The sequence below is a fragment of the Brevundimonas sp. SH203 genome, from assembly GCF_002157625.1.
GTDB lineage: Bacteria > Pseudomonadota > Alphaproteobacteria > Caulobacterales > Caulobacteraceae > Brevundimonas.
This window is the reverse complement of sequence record NZ_BDMM01000002.1, coordinates 222,717-242,133: the sequence shown is the minus strand read 5'-3', so window position 1 is coordinate 242,133 and position 19,417 is coordinate 222,717. Positions and strand designations below refer to the sequence as shown.

At 68.3% G+C, this 19,417-nt stretch carries 11 protein-coding genes; 5 read left to right on the top strand and 6 right to left on the bottom strand.

What is annotated here, in order from left to right; translation table 11 throughout:
• Positions 1-13 precede the first annotated feature (13 nt).
• Both SH203_RS05070 and ggt read right to left on the bottom strand, forming a co-directional pair.
• Positions 14-2,479, bottom strand: a complete 2,466-nt coding sequence (locus SH203_RS05070; protein ID WP_087119777.1) for a zinc-dependent metalloprotease — start codon at positions 2,477-2,479, stop codon at positions 14-16.
• Positions 2,480-2,503: 24 nt separating this feature from the next.
• Complete coding sequence (gene ggt, locus SH203_RS05065; RefSeq protein ID WP_234989389.1) at positions 2,504-4,243, bottom strand: gamma-glutamyltransferase; 1,740 nt, start codon at positions 4,241-4,243, stop codon at positions 2,504-2,506.
• 313 nt (positions 4,244-4,556) lie between these two features.
• Here ggt and SH203_RS05060 point away from each other — a divergent pair, with 313 nt between their 5' ends.
• Both SH203_RS05060 and SH203_RS05055 read left to right on the top strand, forming a co-directional pair.
• A complete protein-coding gene (locus tag SH203_RS05060; protein WP_087119776.1) occupies positions 4,557-7,583 on the top strand; it encodes a TonB-dependent receptor domain-containing protein in 3,027 nt (1,008 codons plus the stop codon).
• A 66-nt stretch (positions 7,584-7,649) separates the two neighbouring features.
• The gene (locus SH203_RS05055; RefSeq protein ID WP_087119775.1) at positions 7,650-9,101 is read left to right on the top strand and encodes an amidohydrolase; all 1,452 of its coding nucleotides are present in this window, start codon (positions 7,650-7,652) and stop codon (positions 9,099-9,101) included.
• 46 nt (positions 9,102-9,147) lie between these two features.
• Here the strand turns inward: SH203_RS05055 and SH203_RS05050 are convergent, their stop codons facing one another.
• The 4 genes from SH203_RS05050 to SH203_RS05040 form a co-directional block, all read right to left on the bottom strand.
• Positions 9,148-12,309 carry an efflux RND transporter permease subunit gene (locus SH203_RS05050; protein WP_087119774.1) on the bottom strand — a complete coding sequence of 1,054 codons (3,162 nt, stop codon included), beginning with the start codon at positions 12,307-12,309 and terminating at the stop codon, positions 9,148-9,150.
• Positions 12,310-12,311: 2 nt separating this feature from the next.
• Positions 12,312-13,460 (bottom strand): efflux RND transporter periplasmic adaptor subunit, encoded by a 1,149-nt coding sequence (locus SH203_RS05045; RefSeq protein ID WP_087119773.1) that lies wholly within the window; start codon positions 13,458-13,460, stop codon positions 12,312-12,314.
• Positions 13,461-13,564: 104 nt separating this feature from the next.
• Positions 13,565-13,909: a hypothetical protein gene (locus SH203_RS15260; RefSeq protein ID WP_143275686.1), complete on the bottom strand. Its 345-nt coding sequence runs from the start codon at positions 13,907-13,909 to the stop codon at positions 13,565-13,567.
• A gap of 167 nt (positions 13,910-14,076) precedes the next feature.
• On the bottom strand, positions 14,077-14,697 hold the full coding sequence (locus SH203_RS05040; protein ID WP_159457538.1) for a TetR/AcrR family transcriptional regulator: 621 nt from the start codon (positions 14,695-14,697) through the stop codon (positions 14,077-14,079).
• Between the two features lie 176 nt (positions 14,698-14,873).
• On the opposite strand from SH203_RS05040, the gene SH203_RS05035 reads away from it, so the two are divergent.
• From SH203_RS05035 to SH203_RS05025, 3 genes are read left to right on the top strand one after another with little or no spacing between them, the layout of a single operon-like run.
• Positions 14,874-17,129, top strand: coding sequence for a TonB-dependent receptor (locus SH203_RS05035; protein ID WP_159457537.1), 2,256 nt, complete (start codon positions 14,874-14,876; stop codon positions 17,127-17,129).
• Positions 17,129-18,031: a phosphodiesterase gene (locus tag SH203_RS05030; RefSeq protein WP_087119771.1), complete on the top strand. Its 903-nt coding sequence runs from the start codon at positions 17,129-17,131 to the stop codon at positions 18,029-18,031. The genes SH203_RS05035 and SH203_RS05030 overlap by 1 nt, the downstream gene beginning before the upstream one ends.
• Entirely contained in the window at positions 18,028-19,329 is a 1,302-nt protein-coding gene (locus tag SH203_RS05025) for an MFS transporter (protein ID WP_087119770.1), read from the top strand. Before SH203_RS05030 ends, SH203_RS05025 begins: the two co-directional genes overlap by 4 nt.
• Positions 19,330-19,417: the final 88 nt, after the last annotated feature.

Sequence of the window (19,417 nt, the reverse complement as noted above, 5' to 3'; positions counted from 1 at the left end):
GGCGGGGCCGCGTCTAACGCCCGTCGTCGCTGCCGATCGGGGCGCCGGGCGGGACGGGCTGCTTGGCGGGCTGGCTTTCGTTGAAGGTCTTGAGGCCCTCTTCGGGGCCGGTCAGCACCCGGGCCAGATAGGCGCACTGAGCGGTTTCGAGCGCGTCGCCCCGGCACGTTTTCAGCGCGTCGCCGAACCGGCGGGCGACGTCGCGGACGGCGCCCTGGGCGGTCGAGGACAGGTCCTTGCCCTGGATCAGCGCGGCCAGATAGGCGACGTAGCGGGCCCGCGCCACGCGGCGCAGCTCGGCCTGGCGGGCGTTCAGCGGCGGCCTGGCGCCCACCGTCGCGGCGATGCGATCCAGGGTTTCGATCAGACCGAGTTGCGCCGGATCGCGACGCTGCTGTTCGACCAGCCGGTTCAGGCGCTCGGGCGCCAGCAGGGTCTCGTACACCGTCTCCACCGCCGCGGCCGCCGCCGAGGACGGATCGAACACCGCGTCCGTGCGGCTGTCGAACAGTTCGATGTCGGTCTGGCGATCCGGCACGCCCGACTGGGCCGACGACAACAGGTCCAGCACCCGATCCGGCAGGTCCAGCGTCTCGGGCGACAGGGCCAGAATCAGGGCGTTCAGCGCCGCGCGCTGGCGGTCGGCGGGCACGGGATCGGCCCGCTCGCGCCCGTCGCCGCTGACGGCGTAGGCATAGTCCACGCCGCCGATCTGACGCCCCACCGCCGTCGTCTGATAGCGGTGATACAGATAGATGGGCACGACCACGCGCCGCAAATCCGCCGCCGGCGCACCCGCCGGCAGGTTGTTCAGCCCGAACCGCGACAGGGCGATGCGCCGCACCGCCAGGGTGTTGGCGAACTCGGCCACCACGTCCGAGCCGTTGTCCCACATCGCGCCATAGGGCTGCAGGCTGCCCAACGGCCGGGTGTCGGTGTCGTTGACGAAGCGATAGCCCCTGGCCTGGGCCTCGGCCGCCAGGGCCGCGCGGCGCGCCTGCGGCGCCTGGCCCGGCGCATCGCCGTACAGCCAGTTCACGACATATCGGTCCCAGGCGCCGACGCCGGTGGTGTAGGCGCGGCTGAAGTCCAGACGGTCGCCGTCCGCGATCACCCACGGCGCCGGATAATCCATCACCGAGGCCCGCCCCTCGAACGTCGAGGCGGCGAAGTTGTGGGCGATGCCCAGGGCGTGACCGATCTCGTGCGCCGACAGCTGGCGCAGGCGTTGATAGGCCAGTCGGTCGGGATCGTCCTCGGCTCCCGTCCCGCTGCGGTCGGCGCCGACCAGCCCCTCGAAGATCATCTTGTCCTGACGGTCGCGCAGCGAGCCCAGCTGGACCACGCCGCGCACGATCTCGCCGGTGCGCGGGTCGTTGACGCTGGTTCCGGTCGACCAGCCGCGCGTCTCGCGGTGGACCCAGGAGACGATGTTGTAGCGCGCATCCATCGGATCGGCGCCCTCGGGCAGCAGTTCGACCCGGAAGGCGTCAACATAGCCCGCCTGGTCGAACGCCTGGGCCCACCAGTTGCCGCCCTCGATCAGGGCCTGGCGGATGGCGGGCGGCGCGGCGCGGTCGACATAGAAGACGATGGGCTTTTTCACCGGCGACCGGGCGGCGGTCGGGTCGGCCTTCTCCAGCCGGAAACGACGGGCCAGACGGCTGACCACCGGATGATCCAGATCGGCGGCGAAGTCCGTCACCAGCACCTGCGCCGAGGTGCCCGAGCGCGGGTCGTGCGGCACGGGCTGGAACCCTGCATCAGGCAGGCGGATGAAGGAGTGATGGACCGTCAGGGTGACGGCGCGCGCCTCGGGCGAGACGCGCGACAATTCGGCGGCCGGTTCGTCGCTGGTGAAGGTCTGAACCGTGTCGAACTCGACGTTCTCGGGGAAGACCAGCGTTCGGGCCGTGTCGATGAAGCTGAGGGTCGGGGCGGGCTTGAACGTCCCCAGTCTGGCGCGTTTCAGGCGGCCCACGGCATTGACCGCGTCCCGCTCCAGAAAGCCTGACAGATCGACCGTCACCGCGCCGTCGGCCCCCGTCTCGATCACCTCGCCGGACCAGACCACGGGCGCGGTGAAGGAGGCGGCGACGGCGTTCACCTGATCGGCGTCGGCGTTCTGGGCGCGGAAATCCTCGTTCTCGAAGGCGGCGAAGACGCGGTTGCCGACCTTGCGGAAGGCCACGATCTGCGCCTGGCCCAGCCCCGAACGGTCCAGACCCGCCCCGTCCATGCCCAGACCGGCCGACAGACCCGGCTGATACAGATAGCGGGCCAGAACGCCGTCGGCGCCCGGCGCGGGCAGGCGGACGCTGACCTTGCTCTTCTGCGGATCGGCGCGAACCGCGAACAGCCCCTCATGCCAGGCGGCGGGCGCCGGGGCGGCGGCCGTCCGTGCAGTCGTCTGGGCCGCCGCCGGAACGGCCGAGGCCAGCACCAGTCCGGCGACGCCCGCCATCAGAACCTTGCGCATCCTCGCCTCCCCGCTCGTCGCTTCTTAACGCACGCCCAGCGCCAAGGCGTCGGGCCGGCGCGTGTCGGCGGCGCCCAGGAAGCGGTCGCCCTCGATCATGATCGACTGGGTGCTGCCCATGGTCATGGACGGCCGAACCGTATGCCCGCGCGCCCGCAACAGCCGCTCCACATCCGGCGAGAAACCGCCTTCCAGCTCCAGCGGGCTGTCGCCGCCGCCCTGGTTCAGGCGCGGCCGCATGGCGGCCTCGGCGATGTTCAGGTCGTGGTCGATGACGTTGGAGATCAGCTGGACCATGGTGGCGATGATATAGCCGCCGCCCGGGGTGCCCGTGACCAGCCAGGGCTTGTCGTCCTTGAACACGATCATCGGCGTGATGGTCGAACCCAGCCGCTTGCCCGGCGCGGGCGAGTTGGGCTGGCCGCGCGTGCCCCAGGCGAAGTTGTCCAGATTGTTGTTCAGCAGGATTCCGGTCCCGACCGGGGCGACGTGCGCGCCGTAGGAGTTGGACAGGGTGTAGGTGTTCGAGACCGCATTGCCCCGGTCGTCCGCCACGGAGAAGTGGGTCGTGTCCTTGCTCTCGAACGGATAGGGATTGCCCTCGGGGATGTCGTCGGCGCCCAGCGAGCGGTCCAGCGAGATCAGCTTCACCCGTTCGGCGGCGTAACCCTTGCTGGCCAGGCCGTGGGCCGGGGCGTTCCATTGCGGCGCCCCGCCGATCAGCCTGCGGTCGGACGAGGTGATCTTCATCGCCTCCGAAATCAGGTGCAGACCGTCGACGCTGCCCCAGCCCATGGCCTTCAGATCGAAATGCTCCAGCAGGTTCAGCGCCTCGGCGACGCTGACGCCCGAGGCGGTCGGCGGCATATAGGCGATGCGGTTGCCACGATAGCTGCCCCAGATCGGCTCGGACACGTCGGCGCGATAGGCCGCCATGTCGGCCAGGGTGATGACCCCGCCCCGCGCCTGAACGCCCGCGACGATCTGACGCGCCAGCTCGCCCCGGTAGAATTCGTCGGCCCCGCCGCGCGCCACCTTGCGCAGGCTTTCGGCCAGCAGGGGCTGACGGAAGACCTCGCCCGCCTGATAGGGGGCGCCGTCCGGCTTCAGATAGGCTTCGCGCGCGCCGGGGTCGGTCGCCAGCACCCGCGCCCGACCGGCCGTGGCGTCGGCCTCGCCTTCCGAAAGGACATAGCCGTCCTGGGCCAGGGCAATCGCCGGGGCCATCAGATCGGCCCAGGGCATGGAGCCGAAACGCCGGTGCGCCTCCCACATGCCCATGACGGTGCCGGGCACGGCGACGTTGATGAAACCCGAGGGCTTGGAGCGGTCGAACCTGCCGTCGGCGCCGAGCAGAAGCTCGGGCGTCGTCGCGGCGGGCGCCACGCCATAGTAGTTGATGGCGATGTCCTGGGCCGGTCGATCCGCCGTCGCCGCCATGTGCGCGACCATATAGCCCGAGCCGCCCAGATTGCCGGCGCGCGGAAGGGTCACGGCCTCGGCGAAGGCCACGGCGATGGCGGCGTCCACCGCATTGCCGCCGCGCCGCAGGATGTCTACCCCGACGCGCGTCGCGGGATCGCTCTGGCTGACCACCATGCCGCCGCGACCAGAGACCGGGCTGTGAATCTGGCCATAGCTGACGATGTCGCCGCCGCTGCCTGCGGCCGGCCGAACAGCGACCGGCGCCTCCTGCGCCAGGACCGGCCATGCGGCCAGAAAGGCGGCCGTCGCCACCGCCAAGATTCTGGTCTGAAAACGCACGTTCACCCCCTGCACGGCCCCGATTTCGTCGCAAGCCTGACCTGCCTCTTTTCAAAAGACAACCCGAACAATGCGATACGATTGCGGAAAGTCAGGATTCGAGAGCAGGTTGTGGTGATTATCTTGCTCAGAATAATCAACATGAAGAAGATTTAACCCGCGCCGGTTGACGTTCCTTTTGTGGCGGTTTCTAGTCCGACGCACGGCTTTCCGTCGGTGAACGGCGCTTTGAAATGCGTCTGTTCGACGGTGCGGCCGGTGAGAGCATCGGGGGATGCCGTGTTCGATGACCAGTAAAGGGGATGACAAAACCATGCGTGCAGCCTTCGCTCGCCAAAGCCTGAAGACCGCCATGTTGGCCACCACGGCGCTGTTCGGCGTCGCCACCGCCGCCGCGGCCCAACAGGCCGATCCGCAGCCGACCGAGGTGGACGAGGTCGTCGTCGTCGGCTCCCAGATTCGCGGCGCCAAGGTCACGGCCGCCCTGCCCGTCACCGTCGTCGGGGAGGAGCAGATTCTGGCCACGGCCGCATCGTCCGGCGACGAACTGCTGCGCTCCATCCCCCAGATGGGCGACGTGACCTTCAACTCCGCCTATCTGCCGGCCTCGTCCAACTCGGCGCGCGGCGACACCGGCTCGGTCAACCTCAGGAACCTGGGCATCGGCAACACCCTGGTCCTGCTGAACGGCCGTCGCGTCGTGGGCCACCCGACGTCCCAGGCCAACGAGCATCTGGTGCCGGTCCTGACCTACAACACCAACGCCATTCCGGTGTCGGGCCTGAAACGTCTTGAGGTGCTGCGCGACGGCGCCGCCGCCATCTATGGCGCGGACGCGGTGGCGGGCGTGGTCAACACCGTGCTGCGCGACGACATGACCGACTGGACCGTCTCCAGCCAGTACGGCGGCGCCGAGGGCACGGGCCTGCGCGAGTTCAACTTCTCGCTCTACGGCGGTCAGGACATCGCCGAGGGACGCGGCAATGTTTCGGCCTTCTTCAACTACGACCACCGCAGCGAACTGACCACGCTGGAGCAGCCCTATACGGCCTCGGACGACAAGCGCCCGCTATTCGCCGGAACCGGCTTCGAGAACAACTCGGGCCTGAACGGCCTGTCGTCCCTGACGCCGTGGGGCCAGTTCACGGTGGCCAGCGGCTCGGCCAGCTATGGCGCGGTGACGGGCTTCACCACCTTCACCATCCAGCCGTCGACGCTCAGCGGCTGCGCCGCCGCCCTGGCCAACGGCCTGTGCCTGAAGAAGACGACCAACGTCGATTCCTCGCTGTTGGCCGATACGGCGCGGGAAGACCTGACCGTCATCCCCGAGATCGACCGCTACAACCTGTTCCTGACCGCCCGTTACAAGATCAACGATGCGGTGGAGTTCTTCGGCGAACTGGGCGGCTATCGCGCCCAGTCCCACGCGCGCCAGGCCCCGATCAACACCCTGTCGTCCATCGCCATGACGATCCCGGGGACCAACGCCTACAACCCGTTCCAGCGCGATGTCCGCCTGACCGGCTATCGGTTCAACGACATGGGACCGATCAACGTCGACGTCACCAACGAGCAGTACCGCCTCCTGGGCGGTCTGCGCGGCGACTGGCGCGGCTGGCGCTGGGAATCGGCGCTGGTCTGGTCCGAGGCCTCGGCCAAGGACGTGTCGGACAATATCTCGACCACGCGACTGGCGGAATGGGCCGCCAAATCGACGCCCGACGCCTACAACTTCTTCAACGGCGGCGACCCGACCAGTCCGCGCTTCGGCGATTCCACCCCGTCCAACCAGGCGGCGCTGGACGCCATCCGCGTGGACATGGTGCGAAAGACCAAGACGGAGCTGGGCCTGTGGGACTTCAAGGTCTCGCGTCCCGATGTCTTCCAGCTTCCGGCCGGCCCTGTCGGCATGGCCGCAGGCATCGAGTTCCGCACCGAGAGCCAGCTGGACGACCGCGACAGCCGCATCGACGGCACGATCCGCTACACCGACAAGTCGGGCGCGACCTACAGCGACCTGATCAACTCGTCCGAGAACCCCGACACCTACGGCGAACGCGACGTGTTCTCGGCCTATCTGGAGGTCGCCGCCCCGCTCGTCTCGCCCGAGATGAACATTCCGCTGGTGCATAATCTGGAGGTCCAGCTGGCGGGCCGGTTCGAGAACTATTCGGACTTCGGCGACGTGGCCAAGCCCAAGATCGCCGGCGCCTGGGACATCGTGGACGGCTTCCGCATCCGCGCCTCCTGGGCCCAGGGCTTCCGCGCGCCGAATCTGGAGCAGATCAACGCCACCGTGATCACGCGGTCCAACAGCTCCAACGACTACATCTACTGTGAGGCCCTGCTGCGTCGCGGCGCCATCACCAATATGAACCAGTGCGGCGCCAGCACCGTGTCGCAGATTCCCAACACCTTCGCCGACAAGGCCAACGCCACCCAGACCCACGTCCGCAAGCTGACGGCCGAGCGGCGGTCGGGCAATCCGAACCTGCAGCCCGAGGAGTCCGAAACCACCTCGGTCGGCGTGGTGATCCAGCCGCGCTTCCTGCCCGAGCAACTGGGGAACTTCACCGTCACGGCGGACCTGTGGAAGGTCGAACAAACCGGCATGGTCGGCCTGTTCCGGGGCCAGAACGCCCTGATCCTGGACTATCTGCTGCGCAAGAGCGGCGGTTCCAACCCCAATGTCATACGCGCCGATCCGACGGCGGCGGACCAGGCCATCTTCGCCGGCACCGGCCTGACCCCGGTGGGCGAGGTGCAGTACATCACCGACGCCTACAGCAACCAGCAGCCCCAGACGGTCGAGGGGCTGGACCTGGGCGTGATGTGGAACCTGCGCGGCACGCGGGTCGGGGATTTCAGCCTGAACCTGAACGTCTCGCACCTGATCAAATACTATCTGGAAATGTCGCCGGGCATGCAGGACCTGCAGGCCGCGCGCGACGCCGGTTCCATCCCCGCCTCCATCACCTTCGGCGGCCGGATGGGCGACCTGATCGACGACCAGGGCCGGCCGGAATGGAAGTGGTCGCTGTCGGGAAGCTGGCGCTATCAAAACCTGACGGTGGGCGCCTTCAGCCAGTATATCTCGTCGATGTATGACAGCAGCCTGGTCAATTCCACCGGCGACTACTGGACGATCGACTCGACGCTGACGGCCAACCTGTATGCCGAATATCAGTTCGATCAGGGCGTGCTGTCCGACACCTCGGTTCGGCTGGGCGTGCGCAATCTCAGCGACGAACAGCCGCCCCTGTCGGCGGCGGGCTACCTCGGCACCGTGTATCAGCCCTATGGCCGCTACTGGTACGTCAACTTCCGCAAAACCTTCTAATCTGCCCGACGGGCGGAGGGTCGCCCCTCCGCCCGTCTCTTCTTCAGTCGCTTATCGGAGTTCCCCATGAAGCCCGTCTCGATGCGCGCCCTGGCCCTGGCTGCGGCCCTGGCCGGTTTCGGCCTGCCGGCCGCCGCCGCGGAACTGTCGCCCCAGGCCCGCGCCCAGATCCTGTCCACCGTCGAGCGCAACGAACCGGCCCTGGATCATGCGGCGCTGGAAATCTGGAAGTTCGCCGAACTGGGCTATCAGGAGACGCAAAGCACCGCCCTGCTTCAGGGGCAGTTGCGCGATGCGGGCTTCACCGTCACGCCGGGGATCGCCGGAGAGCCGACCGCCTTCCTGGCCCGCTACAAGACCGGCGACGGCCCGGTCATCGCGGTGCTGGCCGAATACGACGCCCTGCCCGGCCTGTCCCAGACCCTCAGCCCGGTGCAGCAGTCGGCCGGCGCCCCGGCCGGGCACGGCTGCGGCCACAACCTGTTCGGCGCCGCCTCGGTCCAGGCCGCCATCGCGGTCAAGGACTGGATGGCCGCCAACAACATCAAGGGCGAACTGCGCGTCTATGGCACGCCCGCCGAAGAGGGCGGATCGGGCAAGGTCTATATGGTCCGCGACGGCCTGTTCGACGATGTGGACGTCGCCGTCCACTGGCACCCCGGCGACGTCAACAGCGCCCGCCAGGGCGACACCATGGCCAATGTCTCGGGCAAGTTCCGCTTCTACGGCACGGCCGCCCACGCCGCCGCCGCGCCGGACAAGGGCCGCTCGGCCCTGGACGCGGTCGAGGCCATGAACGCCATGGTCAATCTGATGCGCGAACACGTGCCCGACCGCACCCGCATCCACTATGTCATCACCGACGGGGGCCGCGCGCCGAACGTCGTCCCGGCCTATGCCGAAAGCTACTACTACGTCCGCCACACCGATCCGCAGATCGTTCGCGACGTGCTGGAGCGGGTGAAGAAGGCGGCCGACGGCGCCGCGCTGGGCACCGGCACGCGGGTCGAGTTCGAGGCCATCGGCGGCGTCTATTCCATGCTGCCGAACGAAGCCCTGATGACGGTCATGGACCGCAATCTGCACGCCGTCGGCGGCATCAGCTGGACGCCGGAAGAGGTCGCCCTGGCCACGGAAATCCAGAAGACCCTGGCCTCCAGACCGCCGCTGTCCAGCGTCGGAGAGATCGAGCCGGCGGTGATCGGCGGCGATTTCGGCGGCTCGACCGACGTGTCGGACGTCTCCTGGGTCACGCCGACTGTCGGGCTGTCCACGGCGACCTTCGTGCCCGGATCGGCGGGTCACAGCTGGCAGAACGTGGTGGCGGCCGGTTCCTCCATCGGCCTGAAGGGCGCGCACCTGGCGGCCAAGACCCTGGCCCTGACCACCGCCGAACTGTTCCAGAGCCCCGAAACCGTCGCCGCCGCCAAGACCGAGTTCGAACGCCGCCGGGGCCCCGACTTCCACTACCGCGCCCTTCTGGGCGACCGCGCTCCAGCCCTGAACTACCGCGACTGACCCCCGGTCGTCGGAGGGCGCGTCGCCGGCGCCCCCTCCGACAGGATCATCGATCCGAAGCGCCGCTCCATCGTGACGCCAGGACCGGCAGGACGATCAAGGTCAGCATCGTCGCGGTCGTCAGCCCGCCGATGACGACCGTGGCCAACGGCTTCTGCACCTCGGCCCCCGCGCCCGATGCGAAGGCCATGGGAACGAAGCCCAGCACGGCGACCAGGGCCGTCGTCACCACCGCGCGAAGCCGGCTGATCGCGCCGTGAAGCGCGGCCTCTTCGGGCGCGGCGCCCTCGTCCAGGCGTTGCCGGATGGCCTGCATCAGCACCAGGCCGTTCAGCGTCGCCACCCCGGACACGGCGATGAAGCCGACCGCTGCGCTGATCGACAGCGGCATGCCGCGCAACGCCAGCGCCAGGGCGCCGCCGACCAGGGCCAGCGGCACGCCCGCGAAAACCAGGACCGCGTCCTTCCACGACCGCAACGCCATCCACAGCAGCCCGCCGATGGTCAGGAAGACGATCGGCACGATCAGCGCCAGACGGGCCGAGGCGCGCTGCAGGTTCTCGAACTGGCCGCCCCAGTCGATCCAGCCGGACGGCGGCGGCGGAACCTGTCGGCCGACCTTGGCCTGCGCCTCGGCGACGAAGCCGCCCAGGTCGCGGCCCCGGACATTGGCCTGAACGATCATCCGGCGCTTGCCGTCGGCGCGGCTGATCTGGTTCGGCCCCTCGGTCACGTCGAACCGGGCGACCGAGGACAGGGGCACGGTCGGGGCGCCCGTCGGGGCGTTCTCGGGCATGACGGGCAGTTGCTCCATGATCGTCGGATCGGCGCGCAGGGCCTCGTCCAGCCGAACGACGACGTCGAAACGTCGATCGCCCTCGTTGACCTGACCGGCGGTGCGGCCGGCGAAGGCGATGGCCAGGGCGTCGGCCGCGTCGGACGCATGGACGCCCTGCGCCGCCGCCACGGTGCGATCGACGCCGGCGGTCAGGGTCGGCTGGCCGGACACCTGCTCGACCCGAACGTCGGCCGCGCCCTCTATGCCCTTCAGGACGGCGGCCACCTGCTGGGCCGTCTTGTCCATGGTCTTGAAATCATCGCCATAGATCATGACCGCCACGTCGGACCTCACCCCGGCGATCAGTTCGTTGAACCGCATCTCTATGGGCTGGGTGAATTCGTAATTATTGCCCAGCAGCGGCGACAACCGCGTTTCCATGTCCGCGACCAGATCGGCCTTGGCCATTCCGGGTTCGGGCCAGTCGCGACGGTTCTTCAGGATGACGAAGGTGTCCGAGATCGACGGCGGCATGGGGTCCGAGGCCACCTCGGCCGTGCCGGTTCGGGTGAAGACGCGCTCGACCTGGGGCATGGCCTTCAGCGTCCGCTCGACCTGGAACTGCATCGCCTGGCTCTGCTCCAGGGATGTCGACGGCACGCGCAGGGCCTGGACCAGAACATCGCCCTCGTCCAGCTGAGGCACGAACTCGCGACCCAGCGTCAGGAAGGCGATCACGCCCGCCAACAGGGCGATCCCCGCCCCGGTCAGGACCAGCCGGGGTCGCGCGATGGCGCCTTCCAGCAGGGGGCGGTAGCGGGCCTTGGCCGCGCGCGTCAGCCGCGTCTCCTCATGATCCGCCTTGGGCTCCCGAACCAGCAGGGCGGCCATGGCGGGAACGAAGGTGAAGCTGAGGACGAAGGCGGCGGCGAGCGCCAGCATGACGGTGGCGGCCATCGGCCCGAACATCTTGCCTTCCACCCCCTCGAACATCAGCAGGGGCGCATAGACCAGGAGAATGATCGCCTGACCGAAGGCGGCCGGGCGCGCCATCTCCCGCGCCGAGGCGGCGGCGACCGACATCCGTTCTGCGACGGTCAGGGGACGGCCCGTTTCGGCGCGCTGCAATCCCAGCCGACGCAGGGTGTTCTCGATCACCACCACCGCGCCGTCGACGATCAGGCCGAAGTCCAGCGCGCCGAGGCTCAGTAGATTGGCGCTGATGCCGAACCTGTTCATCGCCGAGGCGGCGAACAGGAAGCTCAGCGGAATGACCAGGGCGGTGATGATCGCCGCCCGCACATTGCCCAGGGCGAAGAACAGCACGGCCACGACCAGAAGCGCGCCCAGCAGCAGATTATGCTCCACCGTGCGGATGGTCGCCTCGACCAGTTTTGTGCGGTCCATCTCGGGGCGCAGCTTGACGCCCGGCGGCAGGCTGGGCGCGATGGCCTTCAGCCGCTCGCCGACCCGGTGCGCGACCTCGCGTGCGTTCTCGCCCTGCAACATCAGGGCGGTGCCCACCACGGTCTCGCGACCGTCGGCGCTGGCCGAGCCCAGGCGGGGCGCGCGGCCGATCTCGACCGTCGCCACATCGGAGACGCGAATGACCTGGCCGCCCCGGTTCAGGATCGGCGTCTGGGCCAGATCGTCCAGGCTCTTCAGCCGCGCATCGGCGCGCACGATATAGGCCTCGCCCGCGCGGTTGACGTAGCCGGCGCCCGCGATGCGGTTGGCGTGTTCCAGCGCCTCGACCAGTTGAACCAGACCGACGCCATAGGCGGCCAGGCGGCTGGGGTCGGGATGGACCGCATATTCCTTCACATAGCCGCCCAGCACGTCCACGCTGGCGACGCCGGGCACGGTCTTCAGCTGGGGCGCGACGATCCAGTCCTGAACGGTGCGCAGATAGGTGGCCTTCTCCTGATCCGTGACCAGCCGCTCGCCCTCGGGCGTGACATAGATTGCGCCGGGACGCGCCGCGGGTCCGGTCAGCTCCAGGGTCCAGATATAGACCTCGCCCAGGCCCGTCACGACCGGCCCCATCGACGGCGACAAACCCGCAGGCAGGGTCTCGCGCGCCGCCTGAAGCCGCTCGTTGACGAGGTTGCGGGCGAAGTAGGTGTCAGTCGCGTCGGTGAAGACGGCGGTGATCTGCGAAAAGCCGTGCCGGGACAGGGAACGGGTTTCGGTCAGACCCGGCAGGCCCGCCAAGGCCGTCTCCAGCGGAAACGTGACCTGGCGCTCGACCTCTTCCGGCCCCAGGGCGGGCGCGACGGTCGTGATCTGGACCTGGCGGTTGGTGATGTCGGGCACGGCGTCGATGGGCAGTTGCAGCAGTTCACGCCCGCCCAGAAGGGCCAAGACGACAGCCAGGCCGACGACCAGCCAGCGGAAACGCACCGAGGCGTCGATGATGCGGTTCAGCATGATCAATGTCCGTGCTCGGCTTCGCCCTTGGCCAATTCGGCCTTGAGCAGGAAGGCGCCGACGCCGGCGATTTGCTCGGCGCCGTTCAGACCGGACAGGATTTCGACGCCGCCGTCGGCGGTTCGCCCGGTCACGACCGGCCGGGCGCGAAAGCCGCCACGCTCCTGCACGAAGACGGAAGGCACGCCGTTCACGGTCTGCACCGCATCCAGCGGCACGACCGGGGTTCCCTTTCTGACGCCCGCCGAAATCCGGGCCGAGACGACCGAGCCCGCAGGCGGCGCGCTGCTGGACGGGCGGGCGCGCACGATGACGACCCCGGCGGCATTGGCCGGCGCGATGGCGATGACCACCCCCGACACGACACGCGATCCGGCGACCGTGCTTTCCAGCACGTCCCCGACCTTCAAAATGGCGGCCGCCGCCGGCGGGGCCTCGAACAGCAGTTCGACGCGGCCGGGATCGGCGACGGCGGCGACCTGCAACGCCTCTTCGTGCAGCACCTGCCCCGGCGCGGCGCTGATCCGGGTGACGACGCCGGCGATGGGACTGCGCACCACCGTCAGTCCGTCCGATCCGGGGGCGCCGAAAGCCCCGACGCGGGCGCGGGCGGCGCGATGCTGCGCCTCCGCCCGGCGCGTCTCGGCGGCGGTCACGTCCAGTCGCGCCTGCGACACCCAGCCCTTTTCGAACAGGGCGCGGTCGCGGCGTTCGGCGGCGCGGGCGGCCTCGACCGTCGCCCCGGCGGCGTCGGCGTCCGCGCGGGAGGCGGCGCCGTCCGGGCTGCGCACCGTGATCAGGGGCGAACCGGCGGCGACGCGGTCGCCCAGACCGACGTGAACCCGCGCCACCGCGCCGCCCAGGGGCGCATCCACGGCGGCCTCTGCGCCGGGCGCGAAGGCGACGCGGCCCGGCAGCTTCAGCTCGGCGCCGCCGCCCTGCTGAACGGTGACGACGGACACCCCGGCCCGCGTCGCCTCCTGCGGCGTCAGTTTGACGAAAGCCTCTTCGCCCGCCTCTTCGGCATGGCCCGCCTCGGCATGGGCGGCCTCGGTCGGCGGTCGGTCCAGAATACGGGCGGCCGCGAAGCCGGCGCCCAAGGCGATGACGACGGCCGCGCCGGTCATCAGCCAGTGTTTCTTGAAGGTCATGATTTGTCCTCGCCCGACACGCGGTCGGGCCCAGAGTTCAGGACGCGCGACGTCTCGGCCGCGCGTAACGCTCGGATAGGCCGGACGCCGGGTCCAGCCGAGGATCAGGCTCTTGGAGGCCGCTCGGGACCGTCAGGCCGCCCGAGGGGAGAGGCGACGGTGTCGCTCCAGACCGACGGATGGCCGAAAACCGCCACGAAACGCGGCGCTGACATATCGTTGGACATAGCCGAATGCGGCGCATGACAGCAGCCGTTCGCGCACGCCGGGCCGCAATCCGGGCACTGAACGTCCGCCCCGCCGGACGTCGCATCCACGACCTCTACGCGCGACGAAGCCTCCGCCACACAGGCATGGCTTTCGAAAGCCGGCACGGTGAACGCCAACGCCAGCAACAGGGTGCCGACGAAGCCAAACCGACCGACGATTTCCCGCAAAGGTTTGAGCATCGCGAGAGATCTTTATCACCAATGTCCGACGAAGTCTCAGGTGTCAGTGTCTCAGGCCGCCAGACTTCGGTTGTTCGACGGTCACAGGTTCGCGCCGACCCAAATGTGGAATGAAGCGCTGCCGCAGAGTTCCGAGATGTCGAGGCCCTCGGCGTTCCGCCCCCCTGTCAGCCGTCGCCATGACGCCTGGCCAGAGACGCCTCGACCGCGTCGTAGGCGAAATCGGCGACCGCATCGAAGAAGGCGGCGTCCGGGCGGCGGGAATGCTCTAGCGCCAGACCGCGCGTCAGGGCGCGCATGAAATATTTGTAGATGCGAAAATCGACCGCGCCGTGCTGTTCGCTAGCGAGCAGGTCCGATAGGGCCCGGTCGTCCAGATCGTGACTTTCTTTCAGATAGAGATCGACCTTGTCGCGCAGGGCGGCGTCGCTGCGTGACGCGATCCACAGCTCGACCAGGAACCAGGTTTCCGGGTCACGATAGGCGACCTTCAACTGGGCACGCGCGTCGGGGAAATCGGCGCGGACCAGCTCCTGCATGCCGTCGCGATACTGCTTCTGACGACGCTCCAGCAGATGGGCGCAGACCGCCGCCATCAGGTCCACGCGCTTGTCGCCGAAATAGTGCTGGATCGCGCCGCGCGTGACTCCCGCCTCCTTGGCGATCAGGGTCATGGTGGCGCCGGCATACCCCTGCTGGAACACCACCCGCACAACGGCGTCGAGCAGCTTCTGCGGCGTGTCGGACGCGCGGCGCGCGCCTGCGTCAGGTGATGTGGCGGACTTCATACTGCTCCTTTCCTGACCTTCGCCGGATCGACAACCCCGAAATCCACCATTTCGCGAGCGCCGCCGAGCGACTGTCATCCAAGACGGTCGAGACTGTCATGAAACTCGGTGGACGGCGTCGCGAAACCCTCACTCCCGGCCAATACATACACGAATGCATGTTGAGCGAGGAGACTATGAACAAGAACGCCATTTCGGTATCCCTGCTGCTCGCCGCCGCAGCCTTCGCGCCCGTCGCCCAGGCGCGCGAAGGCCTGACCGACGGACCAGGCGCAACGCCGGTCGAACCGGACACCGTTTCCGACATCATCGTGACGGCGCGCAAGAAGAAGGAGCGCCTCAGCGACGTTCCGATCGCCATTTCCGCCTTCACGGGCCAGCAGTTGCAGGACCGGGGCGTCGCCAGCCTGCTGGACCTCTCGGCCCTGTCGGCGGGCGTGGTGCTGCGCGAGGACGTAGCGGGACGCGCCTCGCCCAGCATCGTCATTCGCGGCGTGGGCTATGACGACTTCCGCTCCAACGGCAATCCGGCCGTCGCGGTCACTGTCGATCAGGTCTATTATGGCTCGAACGCCCTGATCGGCGGCGCGCTGTTCGACATCGACCGGGTCGAAATCCTCAAAGGACCGCAAGGCACCCTCTACGGACGCAACACCACGGCCGGCGCCGTGAACGTCATCACCCGGGGGCCGTCCGATCAGCTGGCGGCCGATGTGCGGGGCGAATACGGCTCCTATCGTCATTTCAAGGGCGAGGCCGGCATCGGCGGGCCGATCACCGATCAGCTCGGTTTTCGTCTGGCGGCGACCTATGAAAGCGGCGGCGGCTTCCTGACCAACAAGGGCACGCAAGCCTATGCGGGAACCAGCCCCTCGCCCAAGGTCCCGGCCCTGCCGCTCGTGCCGGAAAGCGATCACGTCGGCGACGCCGACTTCCTGGCCTTGCGAGGAACGCTGGTGTTCCGGCCCAGCGACGCGACCACGATCACCGCCCAGGTGAACCAGGCGCGTGATCGCGGCGACAACAGCCAGTCGGACGTGCTGGGGGTTTCCGCCACAGGTTTCCGCGAACCGGATACGGACCCCCACACCTATTACGGCACCTTCGTTCCCCGGATTCACTCCGACCAGTCCGGCGCGCAGGTCCGGCTGGATCAGGCCCTGGGCGGCGGGCTTCATCTGACGGCCATCGGCGCCCATATCGATCTGGATCGCCGCTACACCTTCGATCCCGGCGATCCGCGCCGCAGCTTCGACCTGGATTACCAGGACCATATCAAGCAGGACACGGTCGAGGTCCGGCTGCGCGGCGACACCGGCCGGCGCGTCGACTGGACGGCCGGCGCCTTCTACTTCCGCGATACGGTCCAGTTGGGGAGCCTGCTGGACGCCTCCGACCTGGTGAGGACGGTCTTCCAGACCGACTATCGCCAGACGCGCGAAAGCTGGTCCCTGTTCGGCGAGGCGGACTGGAAACTGGCCCCCCGCCTGACCCTGACGACCGGCCTGCGGTATAACGACGAGACGGCGAACTTCCGCGGCGCGACGCTGGACCTGAACCCTTACGGCGCCAGCGTGGCGGGCTTCGTCTTCACGGGCGTTCCCGTGCGGTTCGACAATGACTTCGCCGACGACAATGTGTCGGGGCGGGTGGTGTTGTCCTATCGCCCCGACGACGGCGCCCTGCTGTACGGATCGTTCAGTCGCGGCTTCAAGAGCGGCGGATTCGACGGCTCGACCATCTTCTCGGCGCCCGAGGCGCTGCCGTTCCGTTCCGAGCAGGTCAACGCCTATGAGGTGGGGGCCAAGATGTTCGGACGGGGTCGGCCGTTCACCCTGACCACGGCGGCCTTCTACTACGATTTCAGCGACCTTCAGGCCAACTCGATCCGCACGATCGGGCCGGTGACGACGGCGATCCGCACCAATGTGGCCAAGGCCACGATCAAGGGGGCCGAGATCGATCTGACGGTGCGGCCCACGGCGGACGCGCGCGTCGGTTTCAACGCCGCCTATCTGGACTCCCAGGTCGATGACTTCGTGTCGTCCAGCCCGGCCGAGGTCGCCCGCCGCAACGGCAACGCCCTGCCCGACACGCCCGAGATGTCGTTCAATATCGACGCCGCCTACGTCTTCCATCTGGCGGACGGCTGGGACCTGGAGCCCCAGGTCAACGTCAACTTCATGGGCAAGCACTTCAAGGAGATCGACAACTTCGTCCCGGTCGCCAGCTATACCCTGGTGAACCTGCGTCTGGCCCTGACCTCGCCGGATCGGCGCTGGACCCTGGCGGCCTTCGGTCGCAACGTCACCGACGAGACCTATTTCGTGGGCGTCATCCCGGCCGCGACATCGGCCGGCGTCGTGACGGGTCAGCAGCGTATCGTCGGCGCGCCCGCCACCTATGGCCTGTCGTTGAGCCTGCGTTACTGATGGCCGACGCCTTGCTGATCGCCCATTTGACGGACCTGCACGTCGTTGCGCCGCCGACGCTCTGCTACGGCATGGTGGACACCCGCGCCTTTCTGGCGCGGGCCGTCCGCCGGCTGAACACCCTCGACCCGCGACCGGATCTGGTCGTCGTCACCGGCGATCTGGTCGATGAGCCGACCGCCGAAGCCTATGGCTGCCTTCGCGATCTGCTGGCCGCCATCGACATTCCGCTGGTGGTCCTGCCGGGCAATCACGATGATCGCGCCCTTCTCGCGCGCACATTCTCCGAACACGACTATCTGCCGCGCGATGGGGCAAAGGCGCATTTCGTCTTGCCCTTGGGCGAGTTGCGACTGGTCGCATTCGACGCCGTGACACCGGGACAGGAACACGCCCGGATCACCCAGGTCGATCTCGAATGGCTGGACGGTGCCTTGGCGGAAACCGCCGGCCATCCCGTCATGATGCTGATGCATCATCCCCCGATGCCCACGGGACTGGGGTTCATGGACGCGATGCAACCGGCGCTTCCGCCCGCTTTCGAGGCGGTGATCGCCCGTCACGCCAACGTCAAGCTGATCGTCTGCGGGCACATCCATCGGGCCATGGATGGGATGTTCGGCGGCGCGCGCGTGGCCGTGGCGCCGAGCACGGCGCACCAGTTCGTTCTGGCGTTCGACCCAATGACGCCCCCGCGTCTCTCTCTGGAGCCGCCGCTTCTGCGGCTGCATCATTGGCGGGGCGGCGACGTGATCTCCTTCACCACGCCGGTCGATCCCGATCATCTGACCCAGGCCTTCCCCGGCGTCGACGCCGAGAGCTGGCCCGAGATGGTGCATCGCATGCGCGAGGGCGCGTCGCGCGCGGCTGTCTATCCTTCGGAAATGAAAGCCCCGAAATGAGCCGCCCGCCTTCCGCCATCGGGGTTCGGGCGGCCTATGCCCTGCCCGGCGCCGCGACCAAGGCCCTAGTGCTGCCTCTGATCTCGTTCTTGCCGCCCCTCTATGCCCAGCAGCCGAGCCTGTCGCTGGCGGCGGTCGGTCTGCTGTTCATGGCGGCGCGGTTCTGGGACATCCTGATCGACCCGGCGGTCGGTTATGTCATGGACCGATCCAATCCGCCGCTGGGCCGTCGCAAGTTCTGGATTCTGGTCGCGGCGCCCCTGATGCTGCTGACCGTATGGCCCTTGTTCGACCCCGCGCCGGGTCTCGGCGTGGCGGGCCTCGGGGGGCTGCTGTTCCTGTTCTATCTGGGCTGGACCATCGTCCAGATCAGCCACGCCGCCTGGCCCGCCGAACTGACCCGCGATCCGGCCGAGCGGGTGCGGCTGATCGGATGGCGGGAATGGGCCGGGGTGATCGGCATGATCGCCATACTCTCGGCCCCCGCCCTGATCGGCAAGACGTCGTCTCTGACGGACCAGGCCCGGATCTTGGGCGTAGTTGTGATGGTTCTCCTGCCACTGACGCTCCTACCCGCGTTGGTCTTTCTGCCGCGCCGCGCATATCAGCCGGCGCACAAACCCTCGCCGATCGATCTATGGGTGCTGCTCTCCGCCCCTGGACCGCTGCGTCGCCTGCTGACGGCGGATCTTCTGTCCGGCGCCGCATACGCCGCCAACAGCGCGACCGCCTTCTTTATCGTTTCGGATCATCTGCGGCTGGGTGCGCAATATCCGATGATCATGCTGTGCTTCATGCTGGGCATGTTGGCGGGCATTCCGGTGCTGATGCGGGTCAGTCAGCGACGCGGCGAAAGGTTCGGTTTCGGCCTGTCGATGATCGGCGCGGCGCTGGCCAGCCTGGTTTTCGCGGCCGTGCCGCCGGGTTCGGCGGTTCTGGCCATGGCGGCCTATGCAGCCATCGGCTTTTTCACCGGCGGCTACCAGTTCAACCTCAGCGCGGCGATGGTCGATCTGGCCGATCAGGACCGCATCCGAAGCGGGCGCGACCGCGTCAGCCTGCATCTCGCCCTCCTGGCGATGACCAACAAGGTCGGCTACGCCGTCGCGATCGGCGTCGTCTATGCCCTGCTGCAGGTCTTCGACTATCGGGCCGGCGCCGCTGACGGAAGAACGACCGGAGTGATCATCGGCCTCGGTCTTGTCGCGCCTGCCGTTCTCTTCATCGCTTCGGCTTTCAACTACGCCCGCGCCGGGAGCGATCACCACGCGCGGTCGCTCTCGTCCGCTGTGAAGTAGCTCTTTGCGGCTCGGTCGGTGCGAAGGCAAAGGTTCGCCATTGCCGCTCTACGACACACACCCTTTTACAAGGGCGGGTGGAGGACAT

Bases quoted from the DNA above. Each gene is read 5' to 3' on its own strand.
- SH203_RS05025 (WP_087119770.1), top strand. From the start codon at position 18,028: ATGAGCCGCCCGCCTTCCGCCATCGGGGTTCGGGCGGCCTATGCCCTG.
- SH203_RS05040 (WP_159457538.1), bottom strand. From the start codon at position 14,697: ATGAAGTCCGCCACATCACCTGACGCAGGCGCGCGCCGCGCGTCCGAC.
- SH203_RS05050 (WP_087119774.1), bottom strand. From the start codon at position 12,309: ATGCTGAACCGCATCATCGACGCCTCGGTGCGTTTCCGCTGGCTGGTC.
- SH203_RS05045 (WP_087119773.1), bottom strand. From the start codon at position 13,460: ATGACCTTCAAGAAACACTGGCTGATGACCGGCGCGGCCGTCGTCATC.
- SH203_RS05060 (WP_087119776.1), top strand. From the start codon at position 4,557: ATGCGTGCAGCCTTCGCTCGCCAAAGCCTGAAGACCGCCATGTTGGCC.
- SH203_RS05035 (WP_159457537.1), top strand. From the start codon at position 14,874: ATGAACAAGAACGCCATTTCGGTATCCCTGCTGCTCGCCGCCGCAGCC.
- SH203_RS15260 (WP_143275686.1), bottom strand. From the start codon at position 13,909: ATGCTCAAACCTTTGCGGGAAATCGTCGGTCGGTTTGGCTTCGTCGGC.
- SH203_RS05055 (WP_087119775.1), top strand. From the start codon at position 7,650: ATGAAGCCCGTCTCGATGCGCGCCCTGGCCCTGGCTGCGGCCCTGGCC.
- SH203_RS05070 (WP_087119777.1), bottom strand. From the start codon at position 2,479: ATGCGCAAGGTTCTGATGGCGGGCGTCGCCGGACTGGTGCTGGCCTCG.
- SH203_RS05030 (WP_087119771.1), top strand. From the start codon at position 17,129: ATGGCCGACGCCTTGCTGATCGCCCATTTGACGGACCTGCACGTCGTT.